The sequence below is a fragment of the Roseofilum sp. SBFL genome (genome assembly GCF_017746885.1).
Lineage (GTDB): Bacteria > Cyanobacteriota > Cyanobacteriia > Cyanobacteriales > Desertifilaceae > Roseofilum.
This window is the reverse complement of the sequence record NZ_JAGHZH010000068.1, coordinates 28910-50444: the sequence shown is the minus strand read 5'-3', so window position 1 is coordinate 50444 and position 21535 is coordinate 28910. Positions and strand designations below refer to the sequence as shown.

The window sequence follows — 21535 nt, the reverse complement described above, 5'->3', positions numbered from 1 at the left end:
AGACTTAAGAGTATGGCACAATCTGAATTTACTGACCTGACTATGATACCCCAAACCTTCTTGCTCTCAGCAGTTTGGGATCAAAGTTCAGTAGCCATGGGCATTCTTGACCAGAATGCAACTTTAATCTATCTCAATTGTGCTTATGCTAAACTCCACGATGCTGCCATAGACGATCTAGTCGGTAAACCTCTAACGTTCTTTTTCCCTTCGGATCTAGAGCAAGTGACTCTAGAAACCATTCTGCCGATGAGCGATCGCCAAGACTATACTTGGACGCTCCAAAATACTCCCGGAAAGTTTCTTAATGTAGAGATTGCCCCCTTATCCCAAACCCCTAAATTCTGGCTCATTGAACTCACGCCTAAAGCTCTAAGCGATGGCAAACCAATCGAAGCTCAACTTCAAGAAAGTCAAGACTGCCATCGGATTATGACCGACAATACGCAAGACTTAATCGCTCGCTATAGTCCCCAAGGAATTTGTTTATATGCCTCTGGCGCTTGTGAAAAGCTACTCGGTTATACCCCTCAAGAACTGCTAGGAACCCACGTTGAAGATTTATTCCATCCCCAAGATTTACAACGCTTACAAAAAGCAGGTCAACGTCTTCTCGATCCCGCAGATATTCGCATCCTAACCTATCGGATGGGCCATAAACAGGGGCATTATTTATGGTTTGAAACCACTATTGGCCGATTATACGATCCCCAAACTCACGAACTCCAAGAACTGATTACAGTTTCTCGTGATATTACCGAGCGCCAAGATACCCAAGCAAGCTTTGAACAACAGACAGAAAAAATCACTAAGATTTTAGACAGTATTAGTGATGCCCTCTTAACCGTCGATCAGCAAAGTCATATAACGTATGTTAATGCCCAAGCTCAATGTCTTTTGTTTTCAGAACAGCATAAAATCTTAGGACAACTCTTGTGGGATTTATTGCCCGAATTTTGGCAAAAAATCTTGAAACCGGAATGTGACCAAGCTACTCTGGAGCAGAAAGCAAGACATTTGGAAACGTTTAACCCTAGTTTAACTAGATGGTTGGAAGTGGCAATTTATCCCTACACTGAGGGTTTATCTATTTCTATCCATGATATTTCCGAGCGCAAACAAGCAGAAGCCGTTTTATTAGAACGATCGCAACTGTCTAGTTTAGCGGCTGAAATCGGAAAAACTTTGGGACAAGGGGGAGATTTACCTGCACTTTTAGATCGCTGTACGCAAATTTTAATTGAGCAACTCGAAGCCATTGGTGCTAGAATTTGGACATTTGATGCTGAAAGTCAAATGTTGGAATTGCAAGCCTTAGCTGGGTCAATTACCTTAACCGATCCCCTACAGGCTAGAATTCCCTTAGGTATTTCCGTGATTGGATTTATCGCTACCCGCCAACAGGCTTACTGTACCAATCATACGGCTAATGATGTTTGCATTGGCGCTCCGGCTTGGATTTCTGATCAACAGATCCAAGCCTTTGCTGGATATCCCCTGATTCTGGAAGAGCGCTTATTGGGGGTGTTAGCAGTCCTCGGTCGAAATCCCTTCAGCGAAGACCTTTATCAGATGTTAGCGTGGATTTCTGATGCGATCGCTTTAGCTATTGACCGCTCTTGGGCCAGAACTGAATTAATTAGCCGTCGAGAAGGTTTATTATTTGGATTAGCCAGTCAAATTCGTAAGTCCTTAGATCTTAATACTATTCTAGATACCGCTGTCCATGAAATTCGCAATCTTTTGCAAATTGATAGCTGTCATTTTCTCTGGTGCATTTTACCCATGAAAGATAGTCTATCCATCCATCTACCCATTTTAACGATTACCCATGAAGCTCAAGAGCGAGATTTGCCCAGTTTATTAGGTGAATATCCCATTACTCAAGTGGAGGAAGTGGTGGAAAAATTCCAGTCTTTGGATATTTTCCGCATTGATGATACCCGGATCAATAGTGATGAACATCCCTATCATCAAGAATTGTTAGAAAAATTTGGCATTATGTCAGAATTATTAGTTCCTTTGCGAACTCATACCGGTCAATTGGGGGCAATTGTCTGTAGTCAATGTCACAAATCGCGAGTCTGGACCGATAGTGAGGTGGAACTGTTACGAGCAGCCTGTGACCAACTGGCGATCGCCATTGACCAATCTGAACTCTATACCCAAACTCGTGCCGCTGCCTTCCATGCCCAAGCCCAAGCTCAACAATTAGAACAGACCTTGAAAAAGCTCAAACAAACTCAAGCGCAATTAGTGCAAACGGAAAAAATGTCAGGCTTAGGACAGATGGTGGCGGGTATTGCCCATGAAATTAATAATCCTGTTAATTTTATTAATGGTAATCTTCTTCATGCCAGTAATTATATTGAAGACTTATTAAGACTTTTAGAACTGTATCAGAGACACTATCCCGAACCGAATGAAGATATTCTGGACGAATCCGAAGATATTGATATTGATTTTCTGCGCGAAGATTTACCTAAAATGCTCGATTCCATGAAAGTGGGAGCGGATCGGATTAGTCAAATTGTCCTGTCACTCCGGAATTTCTCCCGGTTAGATGAAGCGGAAATGAAACCGGTTCAAATTGATGAGGGCATCGATAATACCTTGCTTATTTTGCAGCATCGTCTGAAAGCTAAAGGCTCATTGGGTGGCATCAATGTTCTTAAAAACTATGGTGATTTGCCCCAAGTTGAATGTCACGCCAGTCAACTTAATCAAGTGTTTATGAATATCATTAGTAATAGTATTGATGCTCTGGAAAATCGAGCAGAACCTCGCCAAATTACCATTGTGACAGACCGGGGAAAACCCAAGGATTGGAAAACTCCCCATGTGGCGATCCGAATTCAAGATAATGGTCAAGGGATGACGGAAGAAGTTAAACGCCGATTATTTGATCCGTTTTTTACTACTAAACCTGTCGGTAAAGGAACAGGATTAGGCCTGTCGATTAGTTATCAGATTGTCGTCGAAAAACATCGGGGAAAAATTGATTGTTTCTCGGAACCTGGAAAAGGATCGGAATTTGTGATTAGAATCCCCATTAAGCCGGTGGGGTGAGGAGGATACGGAAACACTCAGAGGTACAGAAGGGTATCGTTTTTTAGGTTTAACCTTTAACCTCAGTAGTGGTGACAATCTAAGGAGCGTGCTATAATGGAAGATGGTGTCTTTAGAACAGAGGTGAACCAGTTACCCATGGCTAAAAAGGGTATGATCGAGCGGGAAAAGAAACGCCAAAAGCTAGTACAGAAGTATGCTCAGAAGCGCCAAGAGTTACTTGAGCAGTTCCGGAAAGCTGATGATCCAGGGGAAAAATTTGAACTCCATCGTCAAATCCAACGTCTTCCCCGTAATAGCGCTCCCAGTCGTTTGCGCAATCGCTGTTGGGCGACAGGCCGTCCTAGAGGATATTACCGCGATTTTGGCCTATCTCGCCATGTGATTCGGGAAATGGCCCACGAGGGGCTATTACCAGGAGTGGTCAAATCCAGTTGGTAGATTAGAGATAGGGATTGGCTGACAATCCCTAGCCTTGACCACAACAAGTATCAATCCCTAGACTTTGAAGCAATAAATCACTTACTGCATTGGCGATCGCAAATTCGCCATAAAAGCTTTCGGAAAAATCAAATCCCTGCATTTCAGTGACAATCGCAATCACTAGGGAACCGAGATCTGTTTCCCCTTCCAATCGATGTCGTACATAGACTTGGGTGGCTCGCTGGGCAATCTGATGATTGACTGGTTCTGGTAGAAACTCTCGATCGAGCCACTGATGCAGGGTTTTTTGTAACCATTGTCCCTCCTGTTGTGCATCTCTAGCTAGAGGTAACGTAATCGGTTGAATCGGTTCAGTCATAGATATAGTGCTTTTTTCTGGTAAGGGGTAATCAGTAATGGGGAATAGTTATAAATAATAAGTTAAGGTCTTTCGCCGTTTTGTCAATGGACAAGCCAAGAGGTAAACGGCACAACTCAATCGGGACAACCCAGTTTTCCCCTTTCCTTGAAGAGCAACCTTCAGATTGATGAATTATAGTAGAATACTATGGATTATGATATCCCCTTAATTATTGACGGGTATCGCCAAGGCTTTTTCTTGATGTCCGAAGACGAGGATGAAAAAAAGTCCTCAACGTTAAGCTGGTATTCAAGTAAGGCTCGTACTCTGATCCCCCTCGACGATCGCTTCCGATATCCGAAATCCCTGCAACGCGTTCTGAACCAAAACCGGTTTTCGGTAGCCATTAATCGTGATTTTGAGGCAGTTGTAGAAGGATGTGCCGATCGCCCCTCAACTTGGATTTCCTCAGAACTCAAAGCTATTTATTTGGCTCTGTACCGCGCGGGATGGGCCTATAGTTTTGAAACCTGGCAGAATGATACCCTAGCTGGAGGGATTTTAGGTATCGTCATTGGTGGGGCTTTTATTGGGGAATCCATGTTTTTTCGGATTCCCGATGGCTCTAAGGTAGCCATGGTCAAATTAGTTGAATGGTTGCGCGATCGCCACTTTCTCCTCTTTGATGCACAAATGATGAACCCCCATTTAGCTCGGTTCGGCGCTTATATTATCAGTAATTCAGAGTATCAGGCTCTACTACCAATAGCCGTAGAACGACCTTGCTCGTTTTACCCTTAATTTAATCACTGACAAGAGAACCGCTATACTATAGTGTTACAATTTTCTAGCACTCGAACTTCAACTGACCCGTTGCTCTAAGGAAGCATATTGCCGAATCAACTCCACAATCTTTTTATCTTCAAACTGTTCAGCTAACTCAAGAATGCAATTGGCAAATTTCAAATAGCTCGGGCTTAAAGCTTTCAAGCGTAAACTTTCCTGTTCAATCACCTCAATATCCCCAATTTGAGCCGCATTATATAGGGTCATCAGTTCGCCACTAGGAGGAATCTGAGAAGCCTCTAAGGAAACTTCTATAGAGGGTTGAGGAGCTAAAGTCTTATATTCCCTAAAATCGTCTTTGTCAGAGGGATTAAGCATCTGATGCATAGTTTGCAGAACCTGATGACTACAGATTTCAATCCTGTGTAAGTGAGACTTTTGTTGTGGAGTTAAATCCGACTCACGATAGAGCATTTGAATATGACCTAAAATGCCATGTAAGGGAGTGCGAATCTCATGATTGAGATGATCGATCCAGGTGAGTTCTAGTGGTTGGTCATCAGCGACAGGAGAAGGAGACTGATATTCTTCTTGAGTGTGAAGGTCTTGAAATTCATGGGACGCTTGGAAATGGGTTTCTAATCGCGATAATAATTCTTCTGCTTCAAAGGGATTGAGTAAGTAATCGATTTGATAATCGAGATAAAAAGGATAATGATCCATGAGATCTTCTAAGGTCGTCATCGCTACCATAGGAATCGATTTCATGACAGCTTGACCACATAAGGACGTAATCCATGCCAGATTTTCAGGGTGTACCTCACGACGATCGATTAAGATTAAGTCAGGGCGATCTTTTAGAATTTTAGTAGATTGCCCTTCTCTATAGGATAGGGTTTGCACTTGATAACCACTCTCTTGCAAAAGGCCCAGGATGCTTTTTAAATCGCTTAAAGCGTTGTAGATGACTAAAATCTTTGGCTCAGGAGTTAGCATAGTTTTAAATTCCTTTATTAACTGGGATTATTTTTTGGATGAATTAGCTGCAACACGACTTTGAGGTTGATTAATGTTTTGGCTCAATTTTAAGATTTGTTCTTGTCCTTGGATCACAAGCGTTTCTAAGGTAGCAACCCGTTGTTCTAGGGCTGCGTACTGTTCGGGGGTCGGCTGATCTGAGGGTAGTATTCCCTGTTCTACACAGCGCTCCATAAAGCTGATAAATGCTTCTGTAGCGGTGGTTTTGCCACAAACGGTTTTGAAATCTTTCCAAAGCTTCTCATCCGTTTTAAAGGTGACTAACTTACGTTTGGCAGTCATCAGCCTGTTTTTTATCTATACGTCATCTATATGATAACATAGGTAAATAGGTTATGGACAAGTTAAGAGTGGAAGGAAATCTAAAAAATATAGCACAAAGCGCTAGACAATAGGCGATCTCCATGTCCTCGTGCCCCCGTGTCTCCCTATCCCCGTGTCTCCCTATCCCCCGATCGCACTCTCAATTTCGATCGCATGATAGCCTCGATCCAACAGTTGGGGATTTTCGTATTCGTGGAGTGCCTGTTGCCAAATGCTGTAACCCTGGCGACTCAGATGAATGCCATCAGTGGTTAGATTCCGGTCTAGGTTTCCTTGGTCGTCGGTAAATTGAGAATAGAGATCGAGATAGGTAGCTCCTTCTTGATGGGCGATCGCTGCTAAATGTCCATTAAGATAACGGATACGCTGATTGCCAATCGCCTCTAATCTTGTGGGTAACAGGGACTGGAGAATAATTTCTGAGTTGGGGTGCTTGTGGCGTAAGTTTTCCACCATGGTGCGCCAATTTTGGATAATGACCTGATTACTCACTCCCTGACGCAAGTCATTAATTCCAGCTAAAACAAAAATGCGATCGGGTTGAGTGGAGTTGAAAAAATGTAAGCGTTGGAGAATATGTCGAGTGGCTTCTCCTGAGACACTTTGATTCAGCCATAATTTACCTGGGGGGAGTTGGTCATGGGGGAACCAAACACTGAGGGAGTCTCCCACCAATACATTTAAGCGATTTTTTCCTTGACCGCTGGCGATCGCCTTAGCTTCTAGCTCTAATAACCATTGCCATTGTTGATGAGTCGGTTGTTCTATTGCTTTGGTCCAGCGATCGGCAAAACTATTAACCGACAAACGAGTATAAATCTTCCCTTCTTTCAACGCCGCCAGTCTTTGTTGATACAATTGCTTTCCGGATACCGGCCGCCACTCAACGGCAGCCGCAGAAGTTGCTGGTTGGGGCATTACTGGCAGTAAATTTGCCGTTCGATCCAGACTCAACTGAGCTACCTGATTTGATTGACTAAACTGGGGTTGAAAGTCATCAACTGTAGGCAAAGTATCCAACACTTCCTCAACGATTCGTGCTAAAGACAGATCGGAGGAAGCATCAGATACGGGAGGAACGAACTCATCCATTGGCAGAACGGTGAGCAGTCCATCCCCCAGATCGGTAGCTGTGCCTTGGGCCAATAGACTAAGGGCCAATAAACTATAGTGACTCATACTAGCAGATACTAACAACGCTTTTTTCTTTGACAGCCGTGAGTATCCGAGTCAGGATAAGTTGGAATCAGGCAATAGGTAATGGCAAAGGTAATAACGCTCAAAATATGACCGACTCCCACACTATACCGAAAGGCTAGTGTGGGCTTCTGGGCAGCCTAGCTAAAAAGATTTAACCTCCTGTCTCGCCTTTTCTGCTTCCTCCGGATGAATGCCCAAGCGAGTCAGATTAATGCGTCCTTTATTATCAATATCACGCACTTTGACAATCACTTCATCGCCTACAGCCACCACATCTTCGACTTTACCCACTCGTCGATCTTCCAACTGGGAAATATGGATCATGCCTTCTTTCCCTGGAAGGTACTCGACAAAAGCGCCAATGGGGATAATGCGAGTGACTTTGCCCAGATAAACATCCCCTTCTTCAGGCTTTTTGGTCATGTTTTGGATCAGGTATTGGGCTTGTCTGGCTTTTTCCGGATCGGAACTATAGACCATGACCGTGCCATCATCTTCGATATCGACTTTAGCTCCAGTTTGTTCCGTAATGCCCTTAATCGTTTTTCCACCCGGCCCAATTACTAAGCCAATCCGTTCGGGGTCAATTTTGAACGTGACGATCCGAGGGGCATAGGACGATAGGTTTTCGCGAGGGGTGCTGATGGTACCGGTCATCTTTTCTAGGATATGTAACCGGGCTGGTTTGGCTTGTTTAATCGCATCAGCAATCACGCTTACCGGTAATCCAGTAATTTTCATATCCAGTTGCAGGGCGGTAATCCCGGAGTCAGTTCCGGCAACCTTAAAGTCCATATCGCCAAGAAAGTCTTCGATGCCTTGGATATCGGTCAAGATACGCACTTCATCCCCTTCTTTAATCAGACCCATGGCTGCACCACTAACGGGTTGAGCAATGGGGACACCAGCATCCATGAGACTTAGGGTTGAGCCACAGACCGACCCCATGGAGGTGGAACCGTTGGAGGAGAGAACTTCAGAGACCACCCGGATCACATAGGGGAAGTCATCTTTAGGGGGCAGTACGGGGATAATAGCCCGTTCTGCTAGAGCGCCGTGGCCAATTTCCCGACGACCGGGCGATCGCATGGGTTTGGTTTCTCCCACAGAATAAGGAGGGAAGTTGTAGTGATGGATATAGCGTTTTTGGGCATCGGGATGCAGGTCATCGAGTTCTTGGGCATCTCCAGAGGTTCCCAGGGTGACGATGGACATTACTTGGGTTAACCCTCGGTTAAAGAGAGCGCTACCGTGAACCCTAGGCGGTAATAGGCCCACCATGCAGGAGATGGGGCGAACTTCATCGAGTTTGCGTCCATCGACACGCACTCCGTCATCCACAATTTGTTTACGCATCAGCTTCTTCGTCAAGCTTTTGAATGTTTTGGAGATTGCCTTATCATCAGCTTCTGCGGCTTGACGAATGGAGTCGTCTTCTGGGAGTTCGGCGATCGCAGAGGAGATTTCAGTTTCTCGAATATCGTCTAGGAGCTGATCGCGGGTGGGTTTATCCAGATCAAATTGGGAAAGAATGCCTTTAATTTTCTCCGTAGCGCGATCGCTAATAAATTGGGTGAGGGTTTCATCTTCTTGAGGCACTTCGGGAATGACTAATTCGATGCCCATTTCTGCCATTAATTCCCGTTGGGCAGTAATTAAGTCACAAACCGCTTCGTAACCAAAATCGATCGCCTCGATGATATCTTGTTCTGGCAGTTTGTTGGCTCCCGATTCCACCATAATCACACCATCGGGCGATCCAGCCACCACTAGGTCGAGGTCACCATTCTCCACTTCTGTATAGGTGGGGTTAATCACAAAATCATCGCCAACTAATCCCACCCGTACAGCAGCCATGGGCCCGTAAAAGGGGATTTTCGCTAACATCACCGCTAGGGATGCACCCGTGACCGCTAAAATATCGGGGGGAACCCGATCGTCCATCGATAGAGTTGTGGCTACGACTTGAATATCATCCCGCAACCAGGAGGGAAACAGGGGACGTAAGGGGCGATCGATTAAGCGACTGGTTAATATGGCTTTTTCCGAGGGTTTTCCTTCTCGACGCAAAAATCCACCTGGGACTCGCCCCGCAGCATAGAGTCGCTCTTCATAGTCAACCAGTAGGGGTAGAAAATCGATTCCTTCCCGTGCTGAAGCACGAGTTGCCGTCACTAAAACTGCCGTATCTCCCGATTGGATCAGAACTGAACCACCAGCTTGAGGCGCAAGAATTCCCACTTTGAGCCGAATATCCCGTCCGTCAAAGGATATTGACTTGTCTATCTCTACCATGCAATTCGTTACCTTTTATTGACACATCTTTTCGTTTCTTCTCTGTGGCAATCCTAACATTGATGTTTACCTGATGGTGAGAACGATCAGGTTTTTGAGTGTTTTAGCAGGGAGGACAGGGAAGCAAAGACTTCATCTTATCAGGGTTTGGGACAGTTGAGAAGCGATCGATTTCCAGCCCACAGTGGAACTAATATTTGTCCAAGGGGATTTATATCCCGTGCAATATCTTGGAGAGTGACAACACCTGAATCCCTACATCTAGCCTTGAGAATAGTAAAAGAGTGAACAACTCTACTGGTTAAGAGTTTAACTTGGATGGCAATTAGATAATTCTCAATTAACATCAATTTCAACTCGATTGCAGTAATTCTATCTGCTCCTGCAAACGTTGCCACATTTCATAGAACGCATTCCATTCTACAAAATCAGAGAATGCGCGAAACGCCTTCCTATCCCCTCTTCCCGATCTGATTCTAATTCTAATTCTAATGCACTATTTTAATGCGATCGCGGTACTAGGTTGGGTCGAGAAAAATCATAGACATCTTGCAGCACTTTCGCCCAACTTTGAGCGAGGGAGTCGAGGAGGCGATCGCCAATTTCAGAGGTTGCACCTGTCGGATCGCCAAATACCCCACTTTGACTCAGTTCATGGGTTGCCCAAGCAAAGGGGAGTTTTCCTTCCATAGACAGTAGGCTATCTTCTGGGGGTAATCCTTGAGGATATTCTTTCACGGCTCGCTCCATATGCACTCGATCGGGGAGTAGGGAGAGCAAAAGGCTGGTTTCTCCCAGATCGGCGTGAATACTTAATTCTGGATGGGGTTGTGATTTGAGCAGTTCACCCGATGCATTGGGAACGCGCCAAACAAAGAGGGGAAAGACCATCAGATCCGCGTATTGGATATGCAAATCACGGGCGATAATGCTAATAATTTCAGGTTGTCCTCCATGGGCATTGAGAAAAACGAGTTTGCGAAAACCAGCGCGATAGATGCTCTCTCCCAGTTCTTTGAGTACCGCAAGCAAGGTTTGGGCACTGAGGGTAATGGTTCCTGGAAAGTTAATGTGTTCGTTAGATTTGCCGTAATATTGGGTGGGTAAGGCGTAGACTGGGATATCTTCAGGGAGCTTTTCTAGTGCTTTTCCTAAGACTCCAGTGGCGATCGCCGAATCGACAATTAAGGGTAAATGGGGTCCATGTTGCTCAATTGCCCCTATGGGTTGCACAATCACCACATTTTCTTTATTGGGCATATCCCGAATCTCGGTCCAAGTTAAATAAGGGAAAAAGCGATGGGGAGGAATAAAGCTATGCATCATTTTAATTGGAGCCGTCCACTAGGCACATTCTAAGCGATTGCGTCCTTTTTGTTTGGCTTGGTATAAAGCGCGATCGGCTTGAGCAATAAGTCCCTCCGGAGATTGAATATCCCCAGGAACCACGGCACTGACTCCTAAACTTAACGTTACCCAGGAACACACCTGAGAATGGGCATGATCGAGCCTGAGTGTATGAATGGCTTGGCGAAGGCTCTCTCCTACTTGAACCGCTTGCTCCAAGGACGTTTGGGGAAGAATAATCCCAAATTCTTCCCCCCCATAGCGAGCGGCTAAACTTTCGGCTGTCGGTAAATGATGGGAAAGGGTTTGAGCCACCTTAATTAAACAGCGATCGCCCCCTTGATGGCCATAATTATCGTTATAGAGCTTAAAATAATCTACATCTGCCAAAATTAACGCCAAAGGCCGTTGCTCTAGCTTCAACTGTTGCCATTGCTCGGCCAAATACTGATCGAAATAGCGACGATTGGCAATTTGAGTTAGACCATCCAGATTCGCTTGATTGGTTAATTCTAAATTCGCTTTTTCCAGGGCTAACTCAATCTGTTTACGCTTAGTAATATCCCGAAACGTCACCGTTAACCCATCTCCAAGCTTCACTAACAAAATCTCAAACCAGCATTCAATGTCATCATGAGCATAATAAAGTTCTTTTTGGATCGCATGTGAGGTTTCTACCACCGAGATAAACTCATTGAATAGCCCATCGAGTTTTAAACCCGGCAAAGCTTGCAATAACGATTTACTCGATAATTGAGATTGGCCTAATAATTGATAGGCCATAGGGTTAAGCAATAAGCCGCGAAAATCGATTATCTTTTCTTGATGATCTCGGATAGATTCTAAGGCGGCTATACCATCTAGGGAACTATTCAAGATTCCCGATAGTAGGGAACGAGATTGAGCTAAAGAGGCTTCGATAGACTTGCGCTTTTCGATTTCTGCGTATAAATGTTGATTTTGGGTTTGCAGTTGCAGTTGTAGAGAGCGCAACCGGAGTTGATTTTCAATTCTGGCTAAAACTTCTATCCCTTCAAAAGGCTTAGTAATATAATCAACCCCTCCCACCCCAAACGCCGTCACTTTATCCAAAATTTCATCAGAAGCACTCAAAAAAATAATCGGGATATCCTGGGTTTTAGGGTTGGATTTTAGATATTCACAAACTTGATAGCCATTCATTTCTGGCATCATAATATCCAATAAAATCAGACTCGGAGGAGAAGACAATGCAGAGCGTAAGGCAAACTCACCATTACGAGCGACTCGGACTTTATAGCCTTCTTTAGATAACAGTTGGGTGAGTACACTTAAGTTCGCTGAAGTGTCATCAACCACCAAGATATCGATTTGATCTGTATGGTTCTGATTGCGATCCATAGCCAGTGAATAGTCGATAGTGGACATTGACTTCTTACAGAAGTCAGGCAAAAGGCAAAAGGCAAGAGGCAAGAGTCATAAGAATATATGATGACTGCATTACTATTCCCTATTCCCTATTCCCTAGCGCGAAGCGCTATAAGATCTTATGTTTAGACTTCCTGAAGGCATTCCCAATTTACCCGATCTTACCCATGCCGACGAATTAATGCAGTTTGGCAGTCATATTTTTAATGCTTTTCTCATTTTTATTCTGGTGGTGGCAGGATTTGGTTTCGTCTTAGCGGCTTTGGGTTTTGCCTTGCAACGGGATCGAGATCCTTCGGCTTGGACGCATAAATGGTTACAACGCTACGATCTACTTTTGGAACTTCTGCAACATGGTGTGGTACTGTTGGTGGCGATCGCCCTTGGCTTTTTCTTCTGTACAACCCTAGCCAACCGCTATCATCATTGGGAACAAGCCAAAGTCGTTGAATCTGCCCAGATCCTCTCTAGGGAGAGATTGGAACAGGCTGCTCCTCAAGTGCGCTACACTATCCCTGAAACCTATCGCTATAACCAATATGTAGAGGGTGAGTATGTGGAGGTGGAGGAAGTCCGAGAGGTCAACCGCTATTTGACTTTAGAAGCTTCTGAGATTGACGTATTACTCAATCAGGTGATGGATGTGCAAACGAATCTCCCGGTTTATCAGGTTTCCTTTGATGCTCAGTATCAGGTGACGAATCTCTTGGGAGAGAAGGAGGATTTTTTCTTTGAAATCCAGCCTCCCTACAGTTATACGATCCTCCAGAATTTTCGTATCGATCGCGATGGACAACGTTTAGAACCCATTAATCCTGGAGATTACGGTTTTCCGTTTAGCTTAGAGTCTAAAGAAACCGCCCAATTTCGGGTTACCTATCAAGTTCAAGGGTCTCCGCGATGGGTCTATAATGCCAATGGACAATTATTATCCAATTTTCAGTTAACGGCGATCGCCAATTTTCCTAAAGCTGATTTTGCCAGTGGTATCGTTCCCACTCAAACCTTGGAAGAAGGACAAGGTAAACGGTTTATCTGGGTATTTGAAGATAACGTTTCTGTCCGTAATCCCTTCGGTGTATTTACCGCTACGAGTCCTGTGGGCAGAACAGGAGTCTTGCCCCGTCTACTGCTACTCACTCCTGGTTTATTGCTCTGGTGGATTGGCTTGCTGTACTTATCGTTACCTCTGCAACTGCGGGATGTGGCGATCGCCTGTGGCGTGTTTTTCGCCTGTATTTTCGCCCTCACCTACGCTAGTCGCGTCCTTAGCCCAGAGCTATCCTGGATTCTCCTCTCTTTTGTATTACTCCCCCTAGCTTGGGGATTAGGTGACAACCATCGCGAATCCTCTGCTGCACTCATTGCCACTATCTCCGGAGCCGTTTTACCCGTTTTAGGGCTATTGGTTCCCTATAGTGGGTTAACCTTAAGTTTAGCCGCCCTCTTATCTGTCACTTGGTTAGCCGTTCATCACTGGTATGGGTGGTATGTCATTCCACCGAGACTTTAGAAGGGATAGGGGAATGGGGAGATAGGAGGATAGGACAAAAATTAGAATCAAATAACCTTTAGCTGGCTAACTGAATTATTTATGTTTTCTCATATTGCCTTAGTCTCGATTATGACTCTGTTCCCGATTGAGTCCTTACCCACGATTGCGTCTACGACTGACGTATTCAATCCACGCCATGAGCAAAATTCATCTCAGACTAAAGAAGTTGAAGAGAGAGCCAAAATCCAAGCCTTACTCGACGAAAACTTAAACGCTATCAATGCGGAAAATGTTGAGAGATATATGAACACGATGCACCCGGATTCTCCCCAATGGGAAATCACACGACAAACGGTTCTCTCTTCCATTGATTTAGTGGATTTAAGATATGAATTTAACGATTGGGAAATTGTTGAACTCACGGGCGATAAAGCTCAAATCATGGCCACTCAAACGACGACCAAAATTGGAGGTGATGCTCAATTTAGAGATAACCGACTCATCATACTTCATACCTTAAAAAAATATAAGGGTGAATGGAAATTTTGGACATCGGAGATTCAAAGTATAGAATTTCTGAATTAAGAGACTTCCCCAATCGTAAGATAACGATCAACTGTTCACTATCAACTCTACACTGTTCATCCAATGAGTAGCCAAACATCAGCAGTCGCAGTTCAAACCATTAAAGTTACCCTGCTCTTAGCCGGGGGTCATCAGTATACCCTATCTCTGCCCTCCAATTCCCCTATCCTGGTAGCAGTGATGAAAGTCTTGGCTGCCCAAATAGGAAACCAGGGAAGCTCTGGCTCTCAATTATTTCAAATTCCCTTAAATGACGATCGCCAAGCACTCTGTTTTCCCAGTCATCAACTCATTGGAGTCCTTACAGAGCCGCCATTATATGTGCAACAGAAAACACAGCAGATGGCGACTCCTGCACCTCAACCCCCGGCTCCCATATCGAATACCATTACCTCCCGCTTTGTCCATTTAGATAACTTCCTGAGTGACAAAGAGTGCGATCGCTTACTCAAATATGTCAAAAAACGTCAAAAAGATTTCACGAGTACCACTACATCCACTGGAGAAGCAGACTATCGCTATTCCACCGTTCTCTATCACTTCCCCGAATTCTCCGAGATGATGATTGAACGGATAAAAGGGATAATACCAGAAGTTTTACCCCAACTCGATCGCCCCCTGTTTGAACCCCACGATGTGGAAGCCCAATTAACCGCCCATAATGATGGTCATTATTTTAGGCTCCATAATGATAATGGCTCTCCAGATACTGCCACCCGAGAGCTAACCTATGTTTACTATTTCCATAATCAACCCAAAAACTTTAGTGGGGGAGAGCTGCTCCTTTACGACAGTACAATCAAAAATGGGTATTATGCTAAAGCAGATACGTACCAAACGGTTGAACCCCGACATAACAGTATTGTCTTTTTCCTCAGTCGTTATTTACATGAAGTCCTACCGGTGCGTTGTCCCTCGAAAAAGTTTACCGATAGTCGGTTTACGATTAACGGTTGGGTGAGAAGAGCGTAGTAATCTATAGCGCTGCGCGCTAGGGAATAGGGAATGGGGAATAGGGAATAGGTTATGTTAGCTAGGTTTCAGTATTGAACCGGAGTCCTAACCGACTCTTTCTCTGCTATAACTGATATTCACCTCCCTTTAGTTGATGCACTTCTGATTATCCACAGGGGTTTCATCCGAGTCCGGTAAATCTTGAGCTGAGGGTAAGTCATGTTTGGGATGGTATTGGAGGTGCATAAGTTCACAAGGAATTTCTCTTTATTCCCTAATTTTGATGGGCAGCATAATGAACCAGTTGACCGAGTTTGTGACGCAGGGTTTCTAAACCCAGACGCGCACTAGCGGAGATAAACAGAGCTTGGGGATAGTTTTCTTGAGCTAGAGCCAGGGTATCGCCATCGACGCGATCGATTTTGTTAAACACCATCAAACTAGGACAAGGTTCGATCGCCAGATCCGATAACAGCGTGGTCACTGACTCCACTTGTTGCTCCCAAGCGGGATGGGATAGATCGACCAAATGTAACAGGGCATCCGCTTCAGTGACTTCCTCTAAAGTTGCCCGGAATGCATCCACCAGGGGAGGGGGCAGCTCGTGGATAAATCCTACCGTATCCGTCATCAGAATGGTTTGCGCGACTCCAGTCACTGCATGGGGAACCACTAACCGACGGGTGGTGGCATCCAGGGTGGCAAATAACTGGTCAGCAGTATAAACTTCAGCATTAGTGAGGGTATTGAGCAGGGTGGATTTACCGGCATTCGTATAGCCGACAATGGCGATCGCCGGAATTTCCCGATGTTGTCGCTGATGACGCAAACGACCTCGGTGAGCTTGCAATTGGTTCACTTCCCGTTGCAAACGAGACAAGCGTCGTGAAATGACCCGCCGCTCGGTCTCTAACTTGGTTTCCCCCGGGCCTCTAGTTCCAATACCTCCACCCAACCGAGACATCATTTGACCGCGTCCCGTCAACCGAGGCAACATATACTCCAGTTGCGCTAACTCCACCTGGAGTTTCCCGGCACGGGACTGGGCCCGTTGGGCAAAGATATCTAAAATTACTTCAGTACGGTCTAAGACTCGAATACCAATTTGGGTTTCCAAATTTCGCACTTGGGCTGGGGATAAATCCCGGTTAAATACGACCAAGGTGGCTCCTAGGGTTTGGACGGTTAAGGCAATGTCCGAGACCTTACCCTTGCCGACAACGGTTTGCGGATGGGGCTGCGATCGCTTCTGCTGCATGGTCTCTAAGACTATACCGCCAGCCGTTTCCACTAACCGAGCTAACTCTTGCAACCCTTCTGAGAACTGTTCAGGACTGGCTCGATCCACCTGTAGACCCACCAATAATACCCGGTCTTGCTCCGTATCAACGGCTTGAGCAACCGCTTCTGTGCGAAATTCATTTTCCAGTTCTTCTACCAAGTCCAGAAAATCTGAATCGGTCAATTTCTCCAAACTCACGGGAGGAGAAAGAATCCAATTCAGTTGCGGATCGGCGATTAAATGGGCGAGATAGGCTGATTTAACATAGCCCGTTGCTCCTTTACCCCTACGATAGGAACCCTCACCACTCAGGGTTAAAACCGCTAGAGCATCCAAGCGTTGCAAAGCCATGGCAGTGAGGGATGACTTATTGGGCGGAGTCTGCTTGAGTTGGGTGGCAATACAGCGAATACCGCTCAGTCGCTCCATGCCATATCGGGGCAGTTCCAGAGGGGGGATCTGGGTTTGGTGGGGACTCCCGACTCCTACGCGAATGACTTGGCCGCGACGGTTAATGTAGCTACAGATGGGTTGATTAATTTCTGAGCTGATGGCAGCAACGCGCTGGGCAAATTCGGATGTAGTTAGGCGATCTCCCGGTAGCCGTTGATGATACAACCGTTGCAATTGTTTGAGTTGACTCGGCTTTAATCCTTGAATGTTGCCGTAGATAGTATCGATAGGCTCTCTCTCCCTGAGCAGTTGCACAAGATAAAACAGATGTTACCCCCATAGGGATAACACGATTGTAGTATATCGATTCGGTCCGATTGTCTTTAGCGATAAATTTTAATGGAAATCTGGCCGCTATCATAAGCGAATCTCGATGATCTGTCCGGGTTGAATGATTACCGGCAGATTGGGATTGACAGAAGTCAGACGATCCGATCTTCCTTGAATGGGAAAAGTACGGTCAGACCCCAGAATAATCGCAGTAGCTCGGAAGCGACTCTGTTGGCCTTGGGTTTCAAATTGCCCAATTACCCGTGTTCCTACGGGGATCAGTAAACTCCCCTGCCGATCTATGATAGCTTCATGAACAATTAACACTTCTTGTAAGGGAATACCAGGAGTGAGGTAAATGCTCTCCTGGCCTGGATAGCGCAATCTTAAACGAGTTCCGCGAGGCAGAGAATCTCTAGGATTCTGAGCAATTCTGGTTCCTGAATTAGACGAGGGCAAATCTTGCCCAAACTCGATGGTAGGAATCACTGTGGAGCGGATAGGGGGCACATCCAAACTGGGAGCAGGAGCTTGAGGGAGCGATCGCCTTCTGATTCCGACTAAATCCGGTGTCGTTTCTACGGATGCCGGTTGCGTCACCAGGGAAGCGGCTGATGCTCCAGGGGTGGGTTCTTCCGCATTGCCAGTTGGCGCTTGGGACTGACGGGGAAATAGGGGAGGAACCGAGACGAGGGGCTGATTCGCTGAGGGTTCAAACGTGGCTGGAGGGAGGGTTAGGGCTGATGTTGACCGATCTTGAGTAATCAAGGGACGAATTACGGTTCTATAGAATCCAGCAGATGTGGGAGAGGATTCGATCTCCACTGATTCTGGGGCTAATGTCACCCCAGGAGACAAATATAAAATCAACTGTGTTTCATCGGATTCCGAAGTTTCTAAGGAAATTTTCTGAACTAATCCAGAGTAAAAATTGCGATCCGTAGGTACTTGAATTTCTGTATCCGGTAATTCTAAAATAATTCTCAGGGGATTCTCGACAACGAAGTAGCGAGGTGTTATTTTTCCTTGGAAGATTAACTCCAATTGAGTCTTCAGTGGGTCATATTGCCATTGTCTGAGTTCGGCAGCTAGAGCGGGAAAAGCCAGGAAGGATAAGGCGATCGCTCCAATCCACCCTAAGTAATTCAGGACAATGTTGAGTGGAGACCTCCAAAGTCTCCGATTTAATGCTTGAATTTGTCTGTAATTCATATCACACCTTTTTGAGCGAATAATCACAAGTTGATTAGGGTATTGTCACATCAAGATTTCATGAATTCTTAGATACTAATAGATAGAGTTGCGTAAACCTAGGGGGGAAACGATGCTATGTACTTGTATGAACACTACTCAAAACCTGAGACCCATATTCGACGGATGAATTTTTCTGAGGGCATTAACCCCCGCTCAACCCCCAATATCCATCAAAGATTGGTAAAACGAACCCAACAAATGGCCCAAGCTAACTTAGAGTTAGCGGATGAGGTTGCCAAAAGGAGGCAGGCAGAAGAAAAATATCGCTCCATGTTTGAGAATGCCATGGAAGGAATGTTTCAAAGCACTCCAGAGGGTGAGCTAATCAGTGCGAACCCGGCTCTGGCTGGGATTTATGGTTATTCTACTGTAGAAGCTCTGAAGAATGAGGGAATTCGGGTAGGAGATCTGTATGTAGACAGAGACCGTCGCCAGGAGTTTGTAGAGCAATTAACGAAATACGGACAGGTGTGGGATTTTGAATCCCAAATTCGCCAACCGGATGGCCAAGTGATTTGGATTTCAGAAACGGCTAGGGAAGTGCGGAATCCGGCAGGAATCCTTCTATATTATGAAGGGATGGTTCAGAATATCACCGATCGCAAACAAGCAGAATTGGCACTTAAAGAGTCAGAGGCTTCTTATCGTCAACAGTCCGAAGCGCTGCAACAAGCTTTAGAGCAAGTAAAACTAGCCCAAAGTCAATTAGTACAACAGGACAAGATGTCTTCCTTGGGACAGTTGGTTGCGGGGGTGGCCCATGAAATTAATAATCCAGTGAGTTTTGTCTGTGGGAATTTGACCCACGCGATCGCCTATACTCAAGACTTGTTAGAGTTAGTGACACTCTACCAAAACCAATATCCAGAACCTGGGGCCGAAATTCAACAGGCCCAAGAGAATCTGGATGTAGAGTTTCTGGTGGCAGATTTACCCCAAGTTCTTGCTTCTATGGAAGTGGGAGCCAACCGCATTAATCAACTGGTTCGGAGTTTGCGTCATTTTTCCCGTGCAGACGATCAAACTCTGCAACCGGTTGATTTGCATGAAGGTTTGGATAGCACCTTGATGATTTTACATAATCGCTTGAAAGCGAAAGGCAGTCAACCGGAGATTGTAGTACAGAAACACTATGGTGAAATTCCGCAGGTTGTGGGATATGGGGGACAACTCAATCAAGTTTTCATGAACTTGTTAAGTAATGCGATCGATGCGATCGAAGAAAGACTCGAACAAGGGGGGTATAAGACGGAAGATCCCCAGATTCAGATTACGACTTCCTTATCTTCTAGCGATCGCGTAGAGATTCGCATTGCTGATAATGGTACAGGTATGACTCCAGAGGTTCAAGAGAAAGTGTTTAAAACCTACTTTACCACCAAGCCCCTGGGCAAAGGAACAGGATTGGGACTATCTCTAAGTCAACAAATTATCACTGAACGCCATAATGGACAGTTGCGATGTGAATCTCAACCGGGTAAAGGAACAGCATTCATTATTGCGTTAGCGCTTAGATAAGCAATTATCAATTGCCGTTACTATATCGCTCTTGTGCCCAGGGTTCCCCGCGACGATGATAGCCATTACTCTCCCAAAAGCCCAACTCTTCGCGATCGAGAAATTCTAAACCATGAATCCACTTGGTGCTTTTCCAAGCATATAAATGGGGGATGACGAGGCGAACGGGGCCCCCATGGTCTGCGGATAGAGGTTCACCAAACAGAGTGTGTGCAAAGAAGTTATCTTCTTTTAAGAAATCCTCCAGAGTCAGATTAGTGGTATATCCTCCATAGGCATGTTGCATCAGATGGGTCGTTTTAGGGTCAAGGTCTACCTGTTTCATGAAATCCATGACCCGAACCCCACGCCATTGCACATCTAGCTTCGACCAGTGGGTAACACAATGAAAATCCTTGGTGAAGTCATGTTGGGGCATCGCCATTAAGTCGGAGAAGGTGAAGCTGACTTCTTTGGCTAATCCCCATACCTTCAATTGCCAGGCATCGGCCGTAACTTCGGGCGTTTCCCCATACGTGAGGACGGGAAACCCTTTACTTAGGTGTTGCCCAGGTGGAGTGCGATCTTGTAAGGACGGATCGGGTTTGCTGAAAAATTTACCAATTGCCATACCACAAAGCGTTGAGGGTTGTCCTCTCCATCATAATCAAGATCGCATCCCGAACCCATCAGAATGCAATCTTTTTCTTCACTTTGCAGGTGCGATCTCGTTTCTGGAAAGGGAGCGAGTGCGATCTCGCTGCACTCCTGAGTTGCTACATCAGCAAATCTGTTCGCTCTGGATATCGTCGAATCGAACCATCAATTGTAGCTAATTGTGCTTGGTATTCTATCGCTGTGGCTATAATCATGCGGTCAAACGGATCTCGATGAATTGCTGATAGCTGTACTGCACGAGAAGCAATCTCTGGAGTCAGAGGAAAAAGAGAAATTCCGGAGGGATCTAAAGCTTCTTGGAACCAGAGATCGAGAGTACAGGGCAATGATAACCGTCCGCGTTGCTCTGCCAAAGCCACTTCGTAGCAAGATACGGAAGTAACACCGACTAACTCTGCTGTTGAAATTATTTCTACCCAAGTAGCAGGAAACTGTTCCCATTGAAGATTCACAAACCAGATCCAGATGTGGGTATCTAAGAGAATTATTTCAGGCATTCCCAATCGTTTTCATTAACAATAGGACTGACCAAATCTCCTGTAATTTTAGCTTTGCCTGCAATCAAGGGTGAAGGTTGGCGGCGTTTTCCAGTGGAGCTAGGAAACTCTTCCAGAATAGAAATGGCAATGCGAGCTGAATGAATGGGAGGCTTTTGAGTCAACCACACAATTTTACCATTTTGATATAAAGCTTCGTATTGCATAAGTTTCTCTCTCAATGGGGTGAACTCGCTAGAGATATCATAACTCCCAGAAACGACACCTCAAGATTAGACTGCCACATCCTTCCACTTCCCGCCTACGCTAAAGCCAATCTT

19 protein-coding genes are annotated in these 21535 nt (G+C 45.4%); 7 read left to right on the top strand and 12 right to left on the bottom strand.

Features of this window, described 5'->3' with window-relative positions:
- Positions 1-12 precede the first annotated feature (12 nt).
- Entirely contained in the window at positions 13-3069 is a 3057-nt protein-coding gene (locus tag J7545_RS07780; protein WP_318700200.1) for a PAS domain S-box protein, read from the top strand.
- Positions 3070-3207: 138 nt separating this feature from the next.
- Positions 3208-3510, top strand: coding sequence for a 30S ribosomal protein S14 (rpsN, locus tag J7545_RS07775; RefSeq protein WP_271940139.1), 303 nt, complete (start codon positions 3208-3210; stop codon positions 3508-3510).
- Between the two features lie 28 nt (positions 3511-3538).
- Here the strand turns inward: rpsN and J7545_RS07770 are convergent, their stop codons facing one another.
- A complete protein-coding gene (locus J7545_RS07770; protein ID WP_271940056.1) occupies positions 3539-3871 on the bottom strand; it encodes a hypothetical protein in 333 nt (110 codons plus the stop codon).
- Between the two features lie 189 nt (positions 3872-4060).
- Here J7545_RS07770 and aat point away from each other — a divergent pair, with 189 nt between their 5' ends.
- On the top strand, positions 4061-4654 hold the full coding sequence (aat, locus tag J7545_RS07765) for a leucyl/phenylalanyl-tRNA--protein transferase (protein WP_318700201.1): 594 nt from the start codon (positions 4061-4063) through the stop codon (positions 4652-4654).
- Positions 4655-4714: 60 nt separating this feature from the next.
- On the opposite strand, the gene J7545_RS07760 is transcribed toward aat, so the two are convergent.
- From J7545_RS07760 to J7545_RS07735, 6 genes are all read right to left on the bottom strand, one after another.
- On the bottom strand, positions 4715-5635 hold the full coding sequence (locus J7545_RS07760; protein WP_318700202.1) for a histidine kinase dimerization/phospho-acceptor domain-containing protein: 921 nt from the start codon (positions 5633-5635) through the stop codon (positions 4715-4717).
- 27 nt (positions 5636-5662) lie between these two features.
- The gene (locus tag J7545_RS07755) at positions 5663-5959 is read right to left on the bottom strand and encodes a hypothetical protein (RefSeq protein ID WP_318700203.1); all 297 of its coding nucleotides are present in this window, start codon (positions 5957-5959) and stop codon (positions 5663-5665) included.
- Between the two features lie 162 nt (positions 5960-6121).
- Positions 6122-7180: a GDSL-type esterase/lipase family protein gene (locus J7545_RS07750; protein ID WP_318700204.1), complete on the bottom strand. Its 1059-nt coding sequence runs from the start codon at positions 7178-7180 to the stop codon at positions 6122-6124.
- 162 nt (positions 7181-7342) lie between these two features.
- Positions 7343-9496 carry a polyribonucleotide nucleotidyltransferase gene (locus J7545_RS07745; protein WP_318700205.1) on the bottom strand — a complete coding sequence of 718 codons (2154 nt, stop codon included), beginning with the start codon at positions 9494-9496 and terminating at the stop codon, positions 7343-7345.
- Positions 9497-9997: 501 nt separating this feature from the next.
- Positions 9998-10819, bottom strand: a complete 822-nt coding sequence (locus J7545_RS07740) for a creatininase family protein (RefSeq protein WP_413038607.1) — start codon at positions 10817-10819, stop codon at positions 9998-10000.
- 21 nt (positions 10820-10840) lie between these two features.
- Positions 10841-12223: a diguanylate cyclase domain-containing protein gene (locus J7545_RS07735; protein WP_318719386.1), complete on the bottom strand. Its 1383-nt coding sequence runs from the start codon at positions 12221-12223 to the stop codon at positions 10841-10843.
- Between the two features lie 148 nt (positions 12224-12371).
- Here J7545_RS07735 and J7545_RS07730 point away from each other — a divergent pair, with 148 nt between their 5' ends.
- The 3 genes from J7545_RS07730 to J7545_RS07720 all read left to right on the top strand — a co-directional run bounded on the left by J7545_RS07730 (position 12372) and on the right by J7545_RS07720 (position 15302).
- A complete protein-coding gene (locus J7545_RS07730; RefSeq protein WP_318700566.1) occupies positions 12372-13763 on the top strand; it encodes a hypothetical protein in 1392 nt (463 codons plus the stop codon).
- An 81-nt stretch (positions 13764-13844) separates the two neighbouring features.
- The gene (locus J7545_RS07725; RefSeq protein ID WP_318700567.1) at positions 13845-14330 is read left to right on the top strand and encodes a hypothetical protein; all 486 of its coding nucleotides are present in this window, start codon (positions 13845-13847) and stop codon (positions 14328-14330) included.
- A gap of 63 nt (positions 14331-14393) precedes the next feature.
- Positions 14394-15302 carry a 2OG-Fe(II) oxygenase gene (locus J7545_RS07720; RefSeq protein ID WP_318700568.1) on the top strand — a complete coding sequence of 303 codons (909 nt, stop codon included), beginning with the start codon at positions 14394-14396 and terminating at the stop codon, positions 15300-15302.
- A 256-nt stretch (positions 15303-15558) separates the two neighbouring features.
- Here J7545_RS07720 and hflX read toward each other — a convergent pair whose 3' ends face one another.
- Entirely contained in the window at positions 15559-17247 is a 1689-nt protein-coding gene (gene hflX, locus J7545_RS07715) for a GTPase HflX (RefSeq protein ID WP_413038606.1), read from the bottom strand.
- A gap of 129 nt (positions 17248-17376) precedes the next feature.
- On the bottom strand, positions 17377-18501 hold the full coding sequence (locus J7545_RS07710) for an AMIN domain-containing protein (RefSeq protein ID WP_318700570.1): 1125 nt from the start codon (positions 18499-18501) through the stop codon (positions 17377-17379).
- A gap of 165 nt (positions 18502-18666) precedes the next feature.
- On the opposite strand from J7545_RS07710, the gene J7545_RS07705 reads away from it, so the two are divergent.
- Positions 18667-20061 carry a sensor histidine kinase gene (locus J7545_RS07705; RefSeq protein WP_318700571.1) on the top strand — a complete coding sequence of 465 codons (1395 nt, stop codon included), beginning with the start codon at positions 18667-18669 and terminating at the stop codon, positions 20059-20061.
- 7 nt (positions 20062-20068) lie between these two features.
- On the opposite strand, the gene J7545_RS07700 is transcribed toward J7545_RS07705, so the two are convergent.
- The 3 genes from J7545_RS07700 to J7545_RS07690 form a co-directional block, all read right to left on the bottom strand.
- A complete protein-coding gene (locus tag J7545_RS07700) occupies positions 20069-20671 on the bottom strand; it encodes a sulfite oxidase-like oxidoreductase (protein ID WP_318700572.1) in 603 nt (200 codons plus the stop codon).
- A gap of 145 nt (positions 20672-20816) precedes the next feature.
- A complete protein-coding gene (locus tag J7545_RS07695; protein WP_318700573.1) occupies positions 20817-21215 on the bottom strand; it encodes a type II toxin-antitoxin system VapC family toxin in 399 nt (132 codons plus the stop codon).
- Positions 21203-21421, bottom strand: a complete 219-nt coding sequence (locus tag J7545_RS07690; protein WP_318700574.1) for a hypothetical protein — start codon at positions 21419-21421, stop codon at positions 21203-21205. Before J7545_RS07690 ends, J7545_RS07695 begins: the two co-directional genes overlap by 13 nt.
- Positions 21422-21535: the final 114 nt, after the last annotated feature.